We start from the raw sequence: 14,429 nt of genomic DNA, 5'->3' as shown, positions 1-14,429 counted from the left end.
GGGTCATGCGCAAAAAAATTATTACGCCGCTCGTTGCCTGTATGGCATTGGCCAGTGCCACCGCAAACGCCGCATGGTACGAAGTGACGGGCACCAGCACTATTTTAGAAAGCAAAGAGCAAGCGAGAGAACGTGCACTGGAAGATGCCATTTTTCAGGCTTTAAGGTACTCAGGGGCAAATATTGCCGGGCTGGCAGAAATCCGTCCTTATTTGGCTGAGTCACGCAGCGACTACCAATTCAGCGGGAATGAAATCCGACACATTCAGGTACTTGATGCCAAGAATCGCGATGGCGTCACTAAATTGACGGCCCGTATTGATATCTACCCGACGGCAAAAGCTTGCCACAAGAATCAGTACAAAAAAGGACTGCTGATGAGCAGGTTCGACATTGTATCTCCGCAGCAAGCAGCGTTGGGCGGAATTTTTCAGTTTGGTGATGACTTTACAGTGTTGCTTCAGCGTCAAATTGAAACCCAAGCACAAAGCTTTGTTGCGCAGGGGATCACTCCTCACAATGTCTCCCCAACGCAGCCAGATGTTGCCGCTATGATTGCCGAAGATACAGGCGCTCAATATGTTCTGATCGGTTCAATCACAGACATGTCGGCCACGCTCGATGAAAAAGTATTGGCAAAAGACAAGACCAATCGCCAATTAGCGATGTCTATCGACGTGCTGGATGGGAAGTCTGGTGAAGTCATTTATCAAAATATCTATCGAGATATTGCCGCATGGCCATTTGAACGTCATAGCAAAGTGGATACCAAAACAGCAAGGTTTTGGACATCGCCTTATGGGGAAATGGCTCAACGTGTCAGCCGCAATATTCTCCTCGATTTGGAAAGCAACCTTTCCTGCCGAGCAAGCACGCCAGAAGTGGTTTCCATTAATGGTCAAACAGGGCAAATAAGTGCCGGTCGTATTCACGGCGTGAAATACGGCGATGAATTAGCACTTTGGCACAATGCATCTTTCACAGACCAATATGGCGTGAACAGAACACAACTTCGAAAAAGTGACATGAAGCTCACCGTCACGCGTGTTTATGAAAGTTCTGCAGAAATCTCGGTTTCGCCACCAGAGCTAAGCCCAAGCATCCAAATTGGTGATATGGTAACCAAACACACGCTATAACGTTATGAAAGCCTTAACCTAAAGATTCTTTTAGGTATACTGATCGTCCGGCGCTTGCTAATTACCTACTGCAGCGCCTTCCGCTCCTATAGCTCAACAGGATAGAGCAGTCGCCTCCTAAGCGATCGATCGGGGTTCGAGTCCCTGTGGGAGCGCCATTTCTTGGCCTCATTGCATCCTCCTAGACATAAACTCCTTAATACACTTCCTTTTGGTCCCATTGTTTTTTATTTCACTACAAATAGAAAAACGGGCCATAAAGGCCCGTTTATATCTAAGGACAACGTTCTAGGAGATTAGAAGTAGTACTCAGCACCGATTAGGATGTTAGTGCCGTCTGATGCTTCATCAGAACCGTTCATGTCATATGAACGCACGTCCATGTATAGGTAAGTGCTTGGAAGCAAATAACCTAGGCGACCAGTGATTGCTTGTGAATCATCGTCATTACCCAGTTTAGATTCGCTTGTTGCTGCGTAACCTGCTTTCAGTACCCAAGTACCGTCGATAACGTACTGTGCAGTTGCAGAGTATGCATCTTGGTCATCATTTGTTAGACCATTTTCCATCATTTTGTATGCAGCGGTAAGAGTCACGTCACCTAGGTATACGCTACCACCAACGATGGTGTAAGACACATCGCCAGCTTCTTCAGTAGTTGCAGCAGTGCCAGGTTTAACCACAGCTACGCCGTTCTCTACTACAACGCTATCTTCAGTTTTAGCTACAGTCGCGTCGTATTTGCTTTGGTTGTAGTAACCAGCATGAACGCTGAACATATCTTGTGAGTAAGATGTCGCGATACTTGCAACTAGTGCGTCAGTTGATGAGCCCATGCCGCTCAACGTTGCTTGGAAGTTGAAGCCATTCCAAGTAGCAGAGTCAAAACGGAAGTTGTTGTTTGCGCGGTCTTCAAAAGAAGCGTCGATAGCGTTGTGCCAATCGAATACGTTACCTAGACCTGGGTTTGAGTGTGGCCAGTCAACGTAGTTGTAAGCAGCAACAAGCTGACGACCAAATTTGAAGCTACCAACGCCGTCAAAATCTAGACCCAAGAAGGTATCACGCATACCGAACGCACCGTAATCAGTGTTGTTCGCGTCACCACTTTCAATTTGCCATACAAAGTCAGGACCAAATTCTTCAAATGCTACGCGGCCTTTAAAACCAATGCGTGATTCGATAACCGCTTGCGCTGCGCCATCACCAACTTCTGGGTTAGTAATGTGCATGAAGCCAGCTGCTTGACCGTACATTTGTACTGCTTCGCCGTTCAGATCGATTGCTGCATTGGCAGAACCAGACATTGCAGCAACTGCAACAGCCATACCTAGTAGTGAACGTTTAAAAGTTTTGTCCATGGAAAACTCCTTAAATTTTAAAAGCCCGGTGGAGAGTTTGCTGCTCTTAGTTGGCCGCCGTAAGCAACGACACCGGTGTTTATTTATTGATTCGATTTATCAACGAAGTGGAGCTTAATTCGTATCGATAAAAAAAAAACACATTGCTGAATGAAATTTGAATTGGTTCAAATTTAACTTATAAAAGGTTATAAATACTTTAAAAACAGAAGGTTATATCAATATAAAAAACCATAAAGACGAGTAGACATTCACATCACACCCAATAAGCACGACCGCAATCACAGTTCACCCCAAATCCCAGAAAGATATAAACACCAAAAGCCAAAACCTAAATGATTTAAAGTGAGCTGATACGCATATTTCTTTCGAGCGGAAGGTTGAGAATTGAGCTAGCAGCGGAACGTCATCGGTTTCGAGGTTTGAACAAAAAAAGCCCCTCGTAATGTCTACGAGGGGCTTTCAGTTAGCAGATGTCCTTAAGAGGAGTTTCGTGGCTTATTGCGCTTCACGTTGAGCAATAAATGCTAACGCTTGTTCGATACGAGCAACAACTCGCGCTTGTCCAACCAATACCATTACAGCATCAACAGATGGCGACTGCCCTTGGCCAGTAACTGCAACCCGAAGTGGCATGCCAACTTTGCCCATGCCAAGGTCGAGTTCACTGCACGTATCAGCGATAACAGCGTGCAGGTTTTCAACCGTCCACACATCCAGCGCTTTAACTTTAAGAAGTGCCAATTCAAGGGCTTCTTTTGCAACAGGGCGAAGATGTTTCTTCGCTGCACCCGCTTCAAACTCTTCGAAATCTTGGTAGAAGTATCGACATTGCTCAGCCAACTCGATCAAAGAGTTGCAACGCTCACCAACCAACTTAATCACGTCTGTGATTGCTGGGCCGTTTTCAGTCGAAATGCCTTTGGCATCAAGGTGCCATTGAAGATATTTGGCAACGTACTCAGGTTCTGCTGTCTTAATGTAGTGGTTGTTCAACCAAAGAAGCTTGTCTGTATTGAATGCTGACGCTGACTTGCTTACCGACTCAAGGCTAAACAAACTAATCATTTCTTCTAAAGAGAAAATTTCTTGATCGCCATGAGACCAACCTAAACGCACCAAGTAGTTCAGCAACGCTTGCGGCAAGTAACCTTCATCACGATATTGCATCACACTCACTGCGCCGTGACGCTTCGACAGTTTCGCGCCGTCGTCACCCAAAATCATTGAGCAATGCGCAAACTCGGGCACTGCAGCACCAATGGCTTTATAGATATTGATTTGGCGAGGCGTGTTGTTGATATGATCTTCACCGCGAACAACCTGGGTGATGCCCATATCCCAATCGTCAATAACTACACAGAAGTTATAGGTTGGACTGCCATCAGTACGGCGAATAATTAGGTCATCGAGTTCGCTGTTAGCAATCTCAATCCGGCCACGAATTTTATCGTCAAACGCCACAGTCCCTTCTTTAGGGTTGCGGAAACGAATACAGAAAGGAGAGCTTTCTGTTGCGTCAGCATTTGCAGCGATCACGCGTGGATGGCTAGCATCGTATCGTGGCTTAACACCTGCAGCCATTTGCTCTTCACGAATCTCATCGAGAAGTTCTTTTGGTGCATAGCATTTGTAGGCTTTGTCTTCAGCTAATAGCTGATCAACCACTTCGTTATAGCGATCGAAACGCTTGGTTTGATAGTACGGACCTTCATCCCAATCTAGACCTAGCCACTCCATCCCTTCAATGATCGCATCGATTGCTTCTTGAGTAGAACGCTCAATATCAGTGTCTTCGATACGAAGGACAAACTCCCCGCCAGTATGTTTAGCGTAAAGCCATGAATAAAGTGCAGTGCGAGCACCGCCTACATGCAAGAAACCTGTTGGGCTTGGAGCAAAACGTGTTTTAACGCTCATGTTAATCCTATTACGTTTGGCAAAATTTGAGTGATGCGGAGTGAGCTCCGTAAAGACACTATTGTAAGCGGAGTCTTACGCCTGAACAACGTTAGACTTTATGGAGAAGTAAGATGCGACAGTTGAAAGCTATGTAAATATTAAAACCACAACCACTTAGTATCTAAAATAAGATTTAGATCTTATTTTTTAACAAAAAATGTAAATGACTCCTAACATAAGTGTGAAGGACATAGCAAACAATTAGGAGAGATACTGATGAAAAAACTACTACTTATTATCGCCGCGTCAGGTTTCACTTCTGCAGCAAGCTTTTCAGTGTTAGCCAATGGCGCATCAGGAGCAACGGAAGCGGGTCCTCTAGTCACTTGTGAATACAGTGACGGCTCTACCAATGAAATGCCTTCCCTGCTTTGCCGTTATGGTGATGGCAAAATCGTTCTTTAGAGATATTGCCTCTAGCCGAAACAAAAAAGAACGCCCAAGGGCGTTCTTATTTTATACGTCGTCGATCAATAGAAAGTATTAAGAGCGAACATTTTTTACTGCCCACTGTAAAAAGTGCTTCTGCTGATCTGGGCTCATTCGCAAAAAGTCTGCCTGTAACAAAATGATTGAATTCTCTGATGAAACACCATTAACTCGTTGAATGGACGTGTTTTTTTGAGGTGAAACCATCATTTGCTCAACGGGTACTGGATTGATTTCCGACACTTTTTCGTTAGGGGCTTGTGCAACAACAGAAGCTGTTTGCGAAGTTACACCAAGGGTAATTCCCTGCTTAGCATTAAACTTAGCAAGCTCTTTTTCATAGTCCCGCAAAAATCCAGGTGTTTGGGGAAGAACATCTTGTTGAGAAGAAACTGAATTTCCCGACTGGTCAGTCAAAGTAAAAGCAGGCGACTGTTTAAAGTCTTTTACCTGAGCTTCTCGATCAATTTGGCGCGAAGATTCGATCAAAATGTCTGTGTTTTCGGATGTAAAAGTCACCACCAACGGGTCTGATTTGAATTTTTCGAACTCTGAACCTGTCGCAATCAACTTAGACAGACGGATAACCAATTGGTTGGTTCCGTTTTCCATTGAGAATTGGCTCTGCCCCATAACCAACATGGGTAACTCTTCACCATTAACAATTATCGCTTCTACATCTTTGTGGAGCTTCACATTAACTGCCGCACTAGCGAAAAATGGAACTAACGCTCCCAATACTAGTACTGATTTCAAAACCTGTTTCATACAGCCCTCCATGAAAAAACTACGCGATAAGGCGCAAATACTAATACACGTGTTTCATGAAAAAGAAAATAGAACAGTGTTAGTTGGGCGGAGAATTATGTATTAACTCACATTGAGGCTGGTATGTAAGAGGTTTAAATCAGAAATCCAAGCATTCACTGCAGACAGAAATAACCGGGGCAAGTTACCCCGATTTCATACAACCGATACTTAAGACATCGCTAAAGTATCACTTTACCGTTCATGTTGCGGCAAACATATGCTGGCACATACGTGGAATCAATGTTGTTATCATCAACAACGCATCGATAAATTGGCACTGCAGAAACTCCACCAGTGGCGAACGCGAGTCCAGGAACAAAAGCAAGTCCAGTGAATACAACTGCAATCAAAGTTCTTTTTTTCATGTGACATTCCTCCAATGTTGTGTCTATTGGAGTATAGGACGACAAAATTAAATGCGACCAATATCTCATTATTTTTTAATGGAAATTAATGTACCACTAAAAAAACGATTCGCGTCCAAATAAATATACTTAGTAACAAAGTAGATATTAAGGCAGATAAAAAAGCCCTTGACCAAAATCAAGGGCTTTCAATTTACTGTGTTCTAGCAAGCAATCACACGCTTAGTTTTGCCTGCATGCCCAACAACATTATTTAACGTTAAATGGGATAGCAACGATAAGTTTAAAGTCAGTCTCGTCTTGGAATGCGTTTCCGTAAACAGCCCAGTCAGGTGCATCTGAATCGTTGTAGTAGTTGGTGTAGTGGAAGGCTACAGTTGCGCCAGTCAAAGCACCATTTTGAATCGCATAGTTAGCGAATGCGCTGTATGCATACTCAGTCAGATCTTTATATCCATCTACACCAGCGCCAGTGCCATATGCTGCGCTTAGACCAGCACTGAAACCTTCACCGCCAATATCAGAGAAATCACGAGCAACAGAACCGAATACAGCTAGTTCACCATGGTGGTTGAAGTCAGAACGGTTGTTCCACCATACTTCATACGCACCGTTTGAACCGCCGTAGCCAGCAGTTGGGCGATAAGCAAACCAGTTGCCATCTTCTTCTGCTGATGTATAAGTTGCTTCAGCACGGTAGCTATATTGACCTGCAGAGTAGCTAGACAAGAAAGCGAATTGGTAGCCTGTATCGCCGTCATCATACTGATTGTCATCTTTTACAACGTACAGCTGTGGAGACCAGTAGAAGCCGCCGTCAGTTGTGCCTTTCACTTTAAAGTGAGCAGTAGATCGCTCATCCAGTTTAGAAAAAGCACCGTCAAGACCAATGCCACTACCTAGCGTGTAGCGCGCGCCAAGAGAGAACAACGTCTCTTCACCGCCATCTTGACCAATGAATGCATCGGTATTTGTGAACCATGGTGCTTTGTACTCGTCTGCCACGACGAATCCAAGGTCAACACCAGCAAACGAAGCACCGATTTCACCACCACGGTAAGTACCTGGAGCAAATGACCAGTTAACACCCAAACCGCTAGGCACTGAAGGCTGGAAGTAACCTAGTTTTGCACGAACGTTGTCGCCAAATTTAAACTTGGCCGCAGCCGTAGCAAAAGAAACTCCACCTTTTTCTGGGTTAGCATAACAGTCCGAAGAATTCGGGCCATTACAATCCAAGAAGTTCATTTCGTGACCGGTACCGCCGTCGTTCCACATGTCCCAAGTGCTGTAGATCACAACATCGGCACCAACAGTATCTGCTACATAACCTGAGTTAAAACCCAAGTTAACAAACATGCTGCCATGGTTCAGGTTCGTTTCTTTTTCGGTGTTGTTACCATCAGCATCTACACCGCCACGGTCACGCGCACGCATCCAAAGGTTAAGGTTACCGCTGATAGTCGAATCAGCAAAAAACTCTGAAACTTGACCGGTGTAAGCTGAACCTAAGTTGTCTTGAGCAACTACAGGGGTTGCTGCTAATGCCGCGAAAGTTGCTGCTGCAATAGCTGAAACCTTAAACATTTTTTCCATGGAAAATAACTCCTAAAAGGGATATCTAAATGCCATCTCACTGTTTTAAAGGTTGGCCGCCGAAAACAATGATCAGATTATTTGCACTTCTAAAACGACGTAAACCTTATCGCTTTAGAATTTTAGAAACCGATTGAACTCTCCCTCAATCGATGTAATCAGCCTACTTCCACACAAAAAAACATCAACGAGAACTTTATTTGTTGTTAAAAAAATATGACTAGGTGCAAAGTTCCCTACCACTTCGTGATCAGGATCTCTTATTCATATAAAACAATAAAACTAAAAATATAAATTTATTAATTTCATATAGTTACATTCATTTCTATACTGAGAAAAATATTGATTAAAAATCACAGCGATCAAGATCACATATAATTATTCTCATAAAACATCCAACAATTGGTTAATTTGGCACCATAATTCTCTTCGTGAAATATTAGATCTGGATCGCAACTGACCTAAGACACATAAAAAAACGCCAGCATAAGCTGGCGTTTTATCACGTCTATGAATGTTTAAATTAGCCAGAAATTAGCGCCATCATTCCATCTTCATCAAGAATATCGATTCCTAACTCTTGTGCCTTGGTCAATTTTGAGCCCGCGGCTTCGCCAGCAATAAGCAAATCTGTTTTCGCAGACACACTTCCTGTGACTTTTGCACCTAGCGCTTGAAGTGCTGCTTTGGCATCACCTCGAGACATTTGCGACAAGGTTCCTGTTAACACGACCACTTTGCCCTCAAGCGGCAGTGAAACATTCTCATCGCGCGCTGCTATTTCAGGCCAATGAATACCAGCCTCCACTAGCGCATCAATGGCTTCCTTATTACGCTCTTCACTAAAGAACGACGACACATGCTTAGCGACGATGACGCCGACATCTTGAACTTCTATCAACTTTTCTTCTGTGGCTTCTCGAATCGCTTCAAGTGTAAAGAAATGGTTCGCTAGATTCGCCGCCGTGGCTTCACCCACTTCTCGAATGCCCAACGAGTAGATAAAGCGTGGCAGCGTCGTTTCTTTCGCTTTGTTCAATGACTCCACCAAGTTCTGTGCTGATTTCGGCCCCATGCGCTCAAGCATGGTGATTTTACCTGCAGACAACTTGAACAAGTCCGCAGGGGCTTGAACCAGCTCTTTATCAATCAGTTGCTCAACGATTTTATCGCCCAAGCCGTCAACATCGAGCGCTTTACGCGATGAGAAATGCTTGATGGCTTCTTTACGTTGCGCGCGGCAAATCAAACCTCCCGAACAACGGGCAACAGCTTCACCTTCAATGCGTTCCACGTGTGAATGACACACAGGGCAAGCCGCTGGGAACACAACGTCTCTTGCGTCGTCAGGTCTTCTGGTTTCAACCACATTCACTATTTGCGGAATAACATCGCCAGCGCGACGAATAATCACAGTGTCGCCAATTTTGACGCCTAAACGGGCGATTTCATCTGCGTTGTGCAGCGTGGCATTAGATACCGTCACACCACCGACGAAGACTGGATCAAGCTTGGCAACAGGCGTAATGGCACCGGTTCGGCCTACCTGGAACTCAACATCCAAAAGCGTGGTGATTTCTTCTTGAGCTGGGAACTTATAAGCAATGGCCCAGCGCGGCGCGCGAGCAACAAAGCCCAGTTGTTCTTGCGTTGCAATAGCATCGACTTTAATCACAACACCGTCAATTTCATATGGCAGAGTGTTACGGCGTTCCATGATGTCTTGGTAGTAAGCAATCACATTGTCTAGGCTATTCACTTTCTTCACTTCAGGGCTAAGTGGGATGCCCCACTGACGAAGCTGCTCTAAACGGCCAATATGCGAATCGCCGAACGCTTCAGACATAACACCCACCGAATAGGCATAAAAGCGGAGAGGACGGGTTGCAGTAATCTTTGGATCTAGCTGACGAAGGCTGCCAGCCGCGGCATTTCGGGGGTTGGCGAAGGCTTTTTCACCTTTTTTTAGGTTTTTCTCATTCAGCTTATCGAAGCCATCTTTGAGCATAAACACTTCGCCGCGCACTTCTAAACGTGCCGGCCAGCCTGAGCCTTGAAGTTGTAATGGAACGTTGCGGATCGTACGGGCATTGTGCGTGATGTTCTCACCTGTTGCCCCATCACCACGGGTTGCCGCTTGAACGAGAATGCCATTTTCATACATCAAACTGACAGCAAGGCCATCCAATTTTGGCTCGCAGCTATACGTAAAATCAGAAGTGTCGTTCAATCTGTCTTTCATGCGCTTTTCGAAGGCTTTTAGCTCGTCATCATCAAACGCATTATCAAGCGATAGCATTGGGATTTCGTGACGCACTTGAACAAACGCACTTAACGGCTTTCCTCCAACGCGTTGACTTGGAGAATCTGCAGAAGCCAATTCAGGATGTTCTGACTCTATCGCCAGCAATTGCTGCATCAAACGGTCATACTCTGCATCAGGAAGCTCTGGTTTGTCTTCTACATAGTAAAGGTGGCCATGATAATTAAGCTGCTCTTTCAGCGCTTGCAATTGTTGTTGGATATCCGAGGTCATCAATTCAGCCCAGTCAGTCTTCTTCACTCAAACTGCGAGTAAAGGATAAATAGAATAAGGCGCTAGTATAACCTCAAGCTTACGTTCGTTGCAGTTAAGCCGTGTCGAAATTCATCGATGATGAACAAGATTCACCAATCACAGTATCCCGCAGAAAGCCGCATTCATTGCTTGTTGAAAGCCGTCCTCGCCAGTAATATGAAACCGAATTTATGGGTGAGTCCTTGTATGTGCCGTTCTTGGAATAAACAACGAAGTCTATTGGGCGTTTTGCTCAGTTTTCTGCTCGTCTGTTTTTCCGCTAGTGCATCAACATCTTTTGACCAACAAACAGCCGCTTCAGATCTTTCGCGCGTTGTTCTGTCTCCCGCGACTCACCAACACCAACATCAGCAAGATACCTCACAATCACAAAACGATGCTCATCTAGAACATCGCGCTCCCGCAAAATCCATCGCGCCCGATTTAGCATCCACGCTTCGAAATGGCTCTTTCTTACCCGAGAGATTGCACAATGCGGAACCAAACTACGAACTCGTTTTCGATTTTGAACCTTCAAGCATTCCCTCTCGATTGCACCATGTGTATGTTTCTTCGCGTTATTGGCACGATTGGACGCTAAGAGCCCTACCTTCTTCCCATCGGATTTCAGGATGGAAGGAATCCAACCTTCTCTATCGGTTTGCTAGCCAATCTGACGCCACGTCTTAATTCTTTTGTTTGAGCGCCTCGCTCACCGCTTTTGCACGTTTGAAAACTTAGTCATACGCGAACTTGTCGTATTGGCGGGTCTCTACGTGTCATGAATGAATACCAATCTGATTGGTATAAGACAAAGTTGCTGGCCTGTTGCCAGTGAGACGATTGCTATGCAGTTAAAATCGAAACGAAAGACCGTGCTGAACCATTATCCAGCATGGAAATACGTCGTTCTTGTTACGACCATCATTATTATGCTTCTCAGCGCCCTCCCTTCTTGGTTTGGTGAAGAAGCCGCAGTTTTCATCAAGCATAAAGACAATGGCGCTGCCCCTGTCACCCTCAAACATCAGTTAGATGCTCACAGTATCGACATAAAACGCATTGACCAAAAAGGCAACAGCACCACCGTTGTTCTGCAAGATGCCGCCGATCAGAACAAAACCAAAGGTATCCTGACGGAGTTCTCGAACAAAGATGACATTGTCACCCTCGGTATGGTACCCGCCGCGCCAAGTTGGTTGCTTGAAATGGGCTTTAAACCCATCAAGCTTGGACTAGATTTACGTGGTGGTGTGCAGTTCCTGCTCGATGTGGATATGCAGCAGGTATTCCGCTCTCACGCCGATCAGGCAGCAGAATCCGTCAAAACCTTTGCCCGCGAAAGCCGCATTCGTGGCTTACGTGTTCACCAGTCCAGCACCGATGGTTTCGTGGTAAATGCGCCCTCTGATGAGGCGCAAAGTGCCGTGCGACAATATATTCGCGAGCAATTCCCGCAATGGAATGTGCAAGGTGAAGGTGATTTGGGCTTGTCAGTCCGCTTGAAAGAGGCTGAAAAACAAACACTGACCAACCTGACTGTTCAACAAAACCTGCAAACCATGCGCAGCCGCATCGAAGAATTGGGGATCACTGAAGCGGCCGTTCAACGTCAAGGAGAGCACCGCATTCGCATTGAATTGCCAGGCGTTCAAGACCCAGCTGCGGCAAAAAATGTTATCGGCGCAACGGCAAGTTTGGCTTTCTATGAAGTGAAAACATCACCGACACCGGGCTCAATGATGATCCCCGATGACAAAGGTGCCCCTGTTTACGTGAGCCGTAAACCGATTCTTTCTGGCGAACACATTGTGGATGCGCGAGCTGGAATGGGCGAAATGGGCACGCCAGAAGTGAACATTTCACTGGATGCCTCTGGCGGCAAAATGATGTCAGATTACTCGGCGAAGCACATCGGCGACCCAATGGGCACGGCTTATAGCGAATACAGCCGCGATAGCAAAGGCAATGTCGAGCAAACCAACACCATCATCAGCATTGCGACGATTCAATCTCAACTGGGTAATCGCTTTCGCATTACGGGTGTCGGCCAACTTGATGAAGCCCAAGACTTGGCGCTATTGCTGCGCGCAGGCTCACTGACTGCGCCGGTCACCATTGTTGAAGAACGCACCATTGGCCCTTCTTTGGGCGCTGAAAACATTCAAAACGGTTTCGCGGCGCTGGCTCTTGGCATGGGTTTGACCTTGTTGTTCATGGCGGTGTGGTATCGCAAACTGGGTTGGGTGGCGAACCTTGCTCTTGTCATCAACATGGTGATGTTGCTAGGTCTTATCGCATTACTGCCAGGGGCCGTTCTGACGCTTCCGGGTATTGCGGGTCTGGTTCTCACCATCGGTATGGCCGTTGATACCAACGTGCTTATCTTCGAGCGAATAAAAGAAAAAATGCGGGAAGGACGAAGCTTCGCGCAATCAATCGATCTTGGCTTTAGCAGTGCGTTTGCCACCATTTTGGACTCAAACATCACCACGCTAATTTCCGCCGCAACCTTGTACGCAATCGGTAATGGTCCGATTCAGGGCTTCGCCCTCACATTGGGGCTAGGTCTATTGACCAGCATGTTCACGGGTATTTTCGCTTCTCGCGCGGTGATTAACCTATTTTGGGGTAAAGATGCGCGCCGTGATGTGAGGGTATAACCATGATGACAATGAAAAATATGACCAAATTGCGCCACGCAGGCAGCATCATCTCTTGCGTGGTGATGCTGATTTCCATTTTCACACTCGCCACGAAAGGCTTGAACTACGGGCTCGATTTCACGGGCGGTATGATCAGTGAAGTCAGACTGGATAAAACCCTGACAGCCAAAGAGATCCAATCTCACTTAGAAACCGCATTAAACCAACCCGTGTCGGTGGTAGAAGCCGGTGACCCAGGTCAGTGGGTACTTCGTTATGCCGCACCTGAGACGCTAAGCGATCAGCCTGAAATCAAAACGCTACTCAGTGGTTTTTCAGACAACGTTGAAATGCTCAACGTCAGTTTGGTTGGCCCACAAGTGGGGCAAGAACTCGCAGAGCAAGGGGGATTAGCAGTATTGATTACGCTGTTGGTGATCCTTGGCTACTTAAGCATGCGTTTCGAATGGCGACTGGCTTCAGGTGCATTACTGGCCTTGGTTCATGACGTGGTCTTGCTGCTAGGTTTCTTCTCCATCACTGGAATGGAATTCAACCTCACCGTGTTAGCAGCATTGTTGGCAGTATTGGGTTACTCACTCAATGACTCCATCATCATTTCGGATCGCATTCGCGAACTGTTGAAAGCGAACGTCAGTCTGCCGATTGCTGAATTGAACAACCGCGCCATTGTTTCTACCTTGTCGCGTACCTTGATCACATCGGGTACCACGCTGATTTCTGTGGGCTCGCTTTGGTTGCTCGGCGGAGAGCCACTGTACGGATTCTCCATCACCATGTTCATCGGTATCGTTGCGGGCACATGGTCAACCATGACAGTCGCCACCATCATTCCTGAAGTGACGCATCTTGGCCCTCAACACTACGCAACGGCGCCAGTGTCTGATACGCCATAGAAGCGATTCATCAACAAGTTTCGTTCCACCTGTCAGGCCCAATTTTTTGGGCCTGACAGCTTTTTACCTCATGCAACTTTTTGGATTTAGATGTTTTTATAAAAAAATACTGAACAAACATTCCCAATCTGCGTCCAACCGTGTTCAATAGAGAGATAAACGACAGATTCGATAACACAGAGCTTTAGATGTTACGACAAATCAAACCCTCAACAACACCCAGCACACGCGCGCAGTGGGCACTTACCTTGGTATGGTGGGTGGTGTTTGTGTGTCTGTCGCAAAACGCAGGGTTGTTCAATGTTTGCGGTATCAATAGCCCCGTTCTATCTATCGACGGCGCGTCATCAACCCAAAGTACTTCTCAGGCATCTAACCTAACTTCCCAGCCAATGACCAATCAAGCCAACCCAACATCGGCCGGTCATTGCGAGCTCTCTGAAAACCTTGTTCAGTTGTCATCGTCTACTTGGGAGTCGGCGACATTCACCATGTGGGTGCTAGCGTTTGCCATTCTTGCTTGGCTGCTATCGACATCAACATTTGTTCCAAAGACCATAGAACCCATTCCGCCCCCCCGGCGATTGCACCTCACGTTTTGCGTTTTTAAAGAATAAACACATTAAAAACTGGCACATGCCAGACGTT

General features: G+C 46.1%; 12 protein-coding genes and 1 tRNA gene. 7 read left to right on the top strand and 6 right to left on the bottom strand.

Annotation, left to right across the window (positions count from 1 at the left end; all coding sequences use genetic code 11):
• The first annotated feature begins 5 nt into the window (after nucleotides 1-5).
• Together Q365_RS0118565 and Q365_RS0118560 are read left to right on the top strand one after the other, a co-directional pair.
• The gene (locus tag Q365_RS0118565; RefSeq protein ID WP_028024743.1) at nucleotides 6-1,139 is read left to right on the top strand and encodes a flagella assembly protein FlgT; all 1,134 of its coding nucleotides are present in this window, start codon (nucleotides 6-8) and stop codon (nucleotides 1,137-1,139) included.
• Between the two features lie 82 nt (nucleotides 1,140-1,221).
• A tRNA-Arg gene (locus Q365_RS0118560) sits at nucleotides 1,222-1,297 on the top strand.
• Between the two features lie 138 nt (nucleotides 1,298-1,435).
• Here the strand turns inward: Q365_RS0118560 and Q365_RS0118555 are convergent.
• Together Q365_RS0118555 and gltX are read right to left on the bottom strand one after the other, a co-directional pair.
• The gene (locus Q365_RS0118555; protein WP_028024742.1) at nucleotides 1,436-2,500 is read right to left on the bottom strand and encodes a porin; all 1,065 of its coding nucleotides are present in this window, start codon (nucleotides 2,498-2,500) and stop codon (nucleotides 1,436-1,438) included.
• 498 nt (nucleotides 2,501-2,998) lie between these two features.
• On the bottom strand, nucleotides 2,999-4,420 hold the full coding sequence (gene gltX / locus Q365_RS0118550; RefSeq protein ID WP_028024741.1) for a glutamate--tRNA ligase: 1,422 nt from the start codon (nucleotides 4,418-4,420) through the stop codon (nucleotides 2,999-3,001).
• 258 nt (nucleotides 4,421-4,678) lie between these two features.
• Here gltX and Q365_RS0118545 point away from each other — a divergent pair, with 258 nt between their 5' ends.
• Nucleotides 4,679-4,867 carry a hypothetical protein gene (locus Q365_RS0118545; protein ID WP_028024740.1) on the top strand — a complete coding sequence of 63 codons (189 nt, stop codon included), beginning with the start codon at nucleotides 4,679-4,681 and terminating at the stop codon, nucleotides 4,865-4,867.
• Nucleotides 4,868-4,945: 78 nt separating this feature from the next.
• On the opposite strand, the gene Q365_RS0118540 is transcribed toward Q365_RS0118545, so the two are convergent.
• From Q365_RS0118540 to ligA, 4 genes are all read right to left on the bottom strand, one after another.
• On the bottom strand, nucleotides 4,946-5,659 hold the full coding sequence (locus Q365_RS0118540; RefSeq protein WP_028024739.1) for a YccT family protein: 714 nt from the start codon (nucleotides 5,657-5,659) through the stop codon (nucleotides 4,946-4,948).
• 221 nt (nucleotides 5,660-5,880) lie between these two features.
• Nucleotides 5,881-6,066: a hypothetical protein gene (locus Q365_RS0118535; RefSeq protein WP_028024738.1), complete on the bottom strand. Its 186-nt coding sequence runs from the start codon at nucleotides 6,064-6,066 to the stop codon at nucleotides 5,881-5,883.
• Between the two features lie 249 nt (nucleotides 6,067-6,315).
• Nucleotides 6,316-7,662 carry a multidrug transporter gene (locus Q365_RS0118530; RefSeq protein ID WP_028024737.1) on the bottom strand — a complete coding sequence of 449 codons (1,347 nt, stop codon included), beginning with the start codon at nucleotides 7,660-7,662 and terminating at the stop codon, nucleotides 6,316-6,318.
• Nucleotides 7,663-8,185: 523 nt separating this feature from the next.
• Entirely contained in the window at nucleotides 8,186-10,198 is a 2,013-nt protein-coding gene (gene ligA, locus Q365_RS0118525) for an NAD-dependent DNA ligase LigA (protein WP_028024736.1), read from the bottom strand.
• Between the two features lie 117 nt (nucleotides 10,199-10,315).
• Between ligA and Q365_RS26530 the strand changes: the two genes are divergently transcribed.
• The 4 genes from Q365_RS26530 to Q365_RS26910 all read left to right on the top strand — a co-directional run bounded on the left by Q365_RS26530 (nucleotide 10,316) and on the right by Q365_RS26910 (nucleotide 14,398).
• Nucleotides 10,316-10,909, top strand: coding sequence for a hypothetical protein (locus Q365_RS26530; protein ID WP_245621577.1), 594 nt, complete (start codon nucleotides 10,316-10,318; stop codon nucleotides 10,907-10,909).
• Between the two features lie 158 nt (nucleotides 10,910-11,067).
• The gene (gene secD, locus Q365_RS0118515; RefSeq protein WP_028024735.1) at nucleotides 11,068-12,882 is read left to right on the top strand and encodes a protein translocase subunit SecD; all 1,815 of its coding nucleotides are present in this window, start codon (nucleotides 11,068-11,070) and stop codon (nucleotides 12,880-12,882) included.
• A gap of 2 nt (nucleotides 12,883-12,884) precedes the next feature.
• Complete coding sequence (gene secF / locus Q365_RS0118510; protein ID WP_028024734.1) at nucleotides 12,885-13,781, top strand: protein translocase subunit SecF; 897 nt, start codon at nucleotides 12,885-12,887, stop codon at nucleotides 13,779-13,781.
• Nucleotides 13,782-13,969: 188 nt separating this feature from the next.
• Nucleotides 13,970-14,398: a hypothetical protein gene (locus tag Q365_RS26910; RefSeq protein ID WP_051563825.1), complete on the top strand. Its 429-nt coding sequence runs from the start codon at nucleotides 13,970-13,972 to the stop codon at nucleotides 14,396-14,398.
• Nucleotides 14,399-14,429: the final 31 nt, after the last annotated feature.

The organism is Enterovibrio calviensis DSM 14347, from assembly GCF_000621165.1.
GTDB classification, from domain to species: Bacteria; Pseudomonadota; Gammaproteobacteria; order Enterobacterales; family Vibrionaceae; genus Enterovibrio; species Enterovibrio calviensis.
Note: the sequence above shows the minus strand (reverse complement) of the source record. Positions and strands in the feature narration are given on the sequence as shown.

What these genes read in the sequence shown, in the direction of transcription:
- Q365_RS0118565 (WP_028024743.1), top strand. Translation starts at nt 6, where the DNA reads ATGCGCAAAAAAATTATTACGCCGCTCGTTGCCTGTATGGCATTGGCC.
- Q365_RS0118555 (WP_028024742.1), bottom strand. Translation starts at nt 2,500, where the DNA reads ATGGACAAAACTTTTAAACGTTCACTACTAGGTATGGCTGTTGCAGTT.
- gltX (WP_028024741.1), bottom strand. Translation starts at nt 4,420, where the DNA reads ATGAGCGTTAAAACACGTTTTGCTCCAAGCCCAACAGGTTTCTTGCAT.
- Q365_RS0118545 (WP_028024740.1), top strand. Translation starts at nt 4,679, where the DNA reads ATGAAAAAACTACTACTTATTATCGCCGCGTCAGGTTTCACTTCTGCA.
- Q365_RS0118540 (WP_028024739.1), bottom strand. Translation starts at nt 5,659, where the DNA reads ATGAAACAGGTTTTGAAATCAGTACTAGTATTGGGAGCGTTAGTTCCA.
- Q365_RS0118535 (WP_028024738.1), bottom strand. Translation starts at nt 6,066, where the DNA reads ATGAAAAAAAGAACTTTGATTGCAGTTGTATTCACTGGACTTGCTTTT.
- Q365_RS0118530 (WP_028024737.1), bottom strand. Translation starts at nt 7,662, where the DNA reads ATGGAAAAAATGTTTAAGGTTTCAGCTATTGCAGCAGCAACTTTCGCG.
- ligA (WP_028024736.1), bottom strand. Translation starts at nt 10,198, where the DNA reads ATGACCTCGGATATCCAACAACAATTGCAAGCGCTGAAAGAGCAGCTT.
- Q365_RS26530 (WP_245621577.1), top strand. Translation starts at nt 10,316, where the DNA reads ATGATGAACAAGATTCACCAATCACAGTATCCCGCAGAAAGCCGCATT.
- secD (WP_028024735.1), top strand. Translation starts at nt 11,068, where the DNA reads ATGCAGTTAAAATCGAAACGAAAGACCGTGCTGAACCATTATCCAGCA.
- secF (WP_028024734.1), top strand. Translation starts at nt 12,885, where the DNA reads ATGATGACAATGAAAAATATGACCAAATTGCGCCACGCAGGCAGCATC.
- Q365_RS26910 (WP_051563825.1), top strand. Translation starts at nt 13,970, where the DNA reads ATGTTACGACAAATCAAACCCTCAACAACACCCAGCACACGCGCGCAG.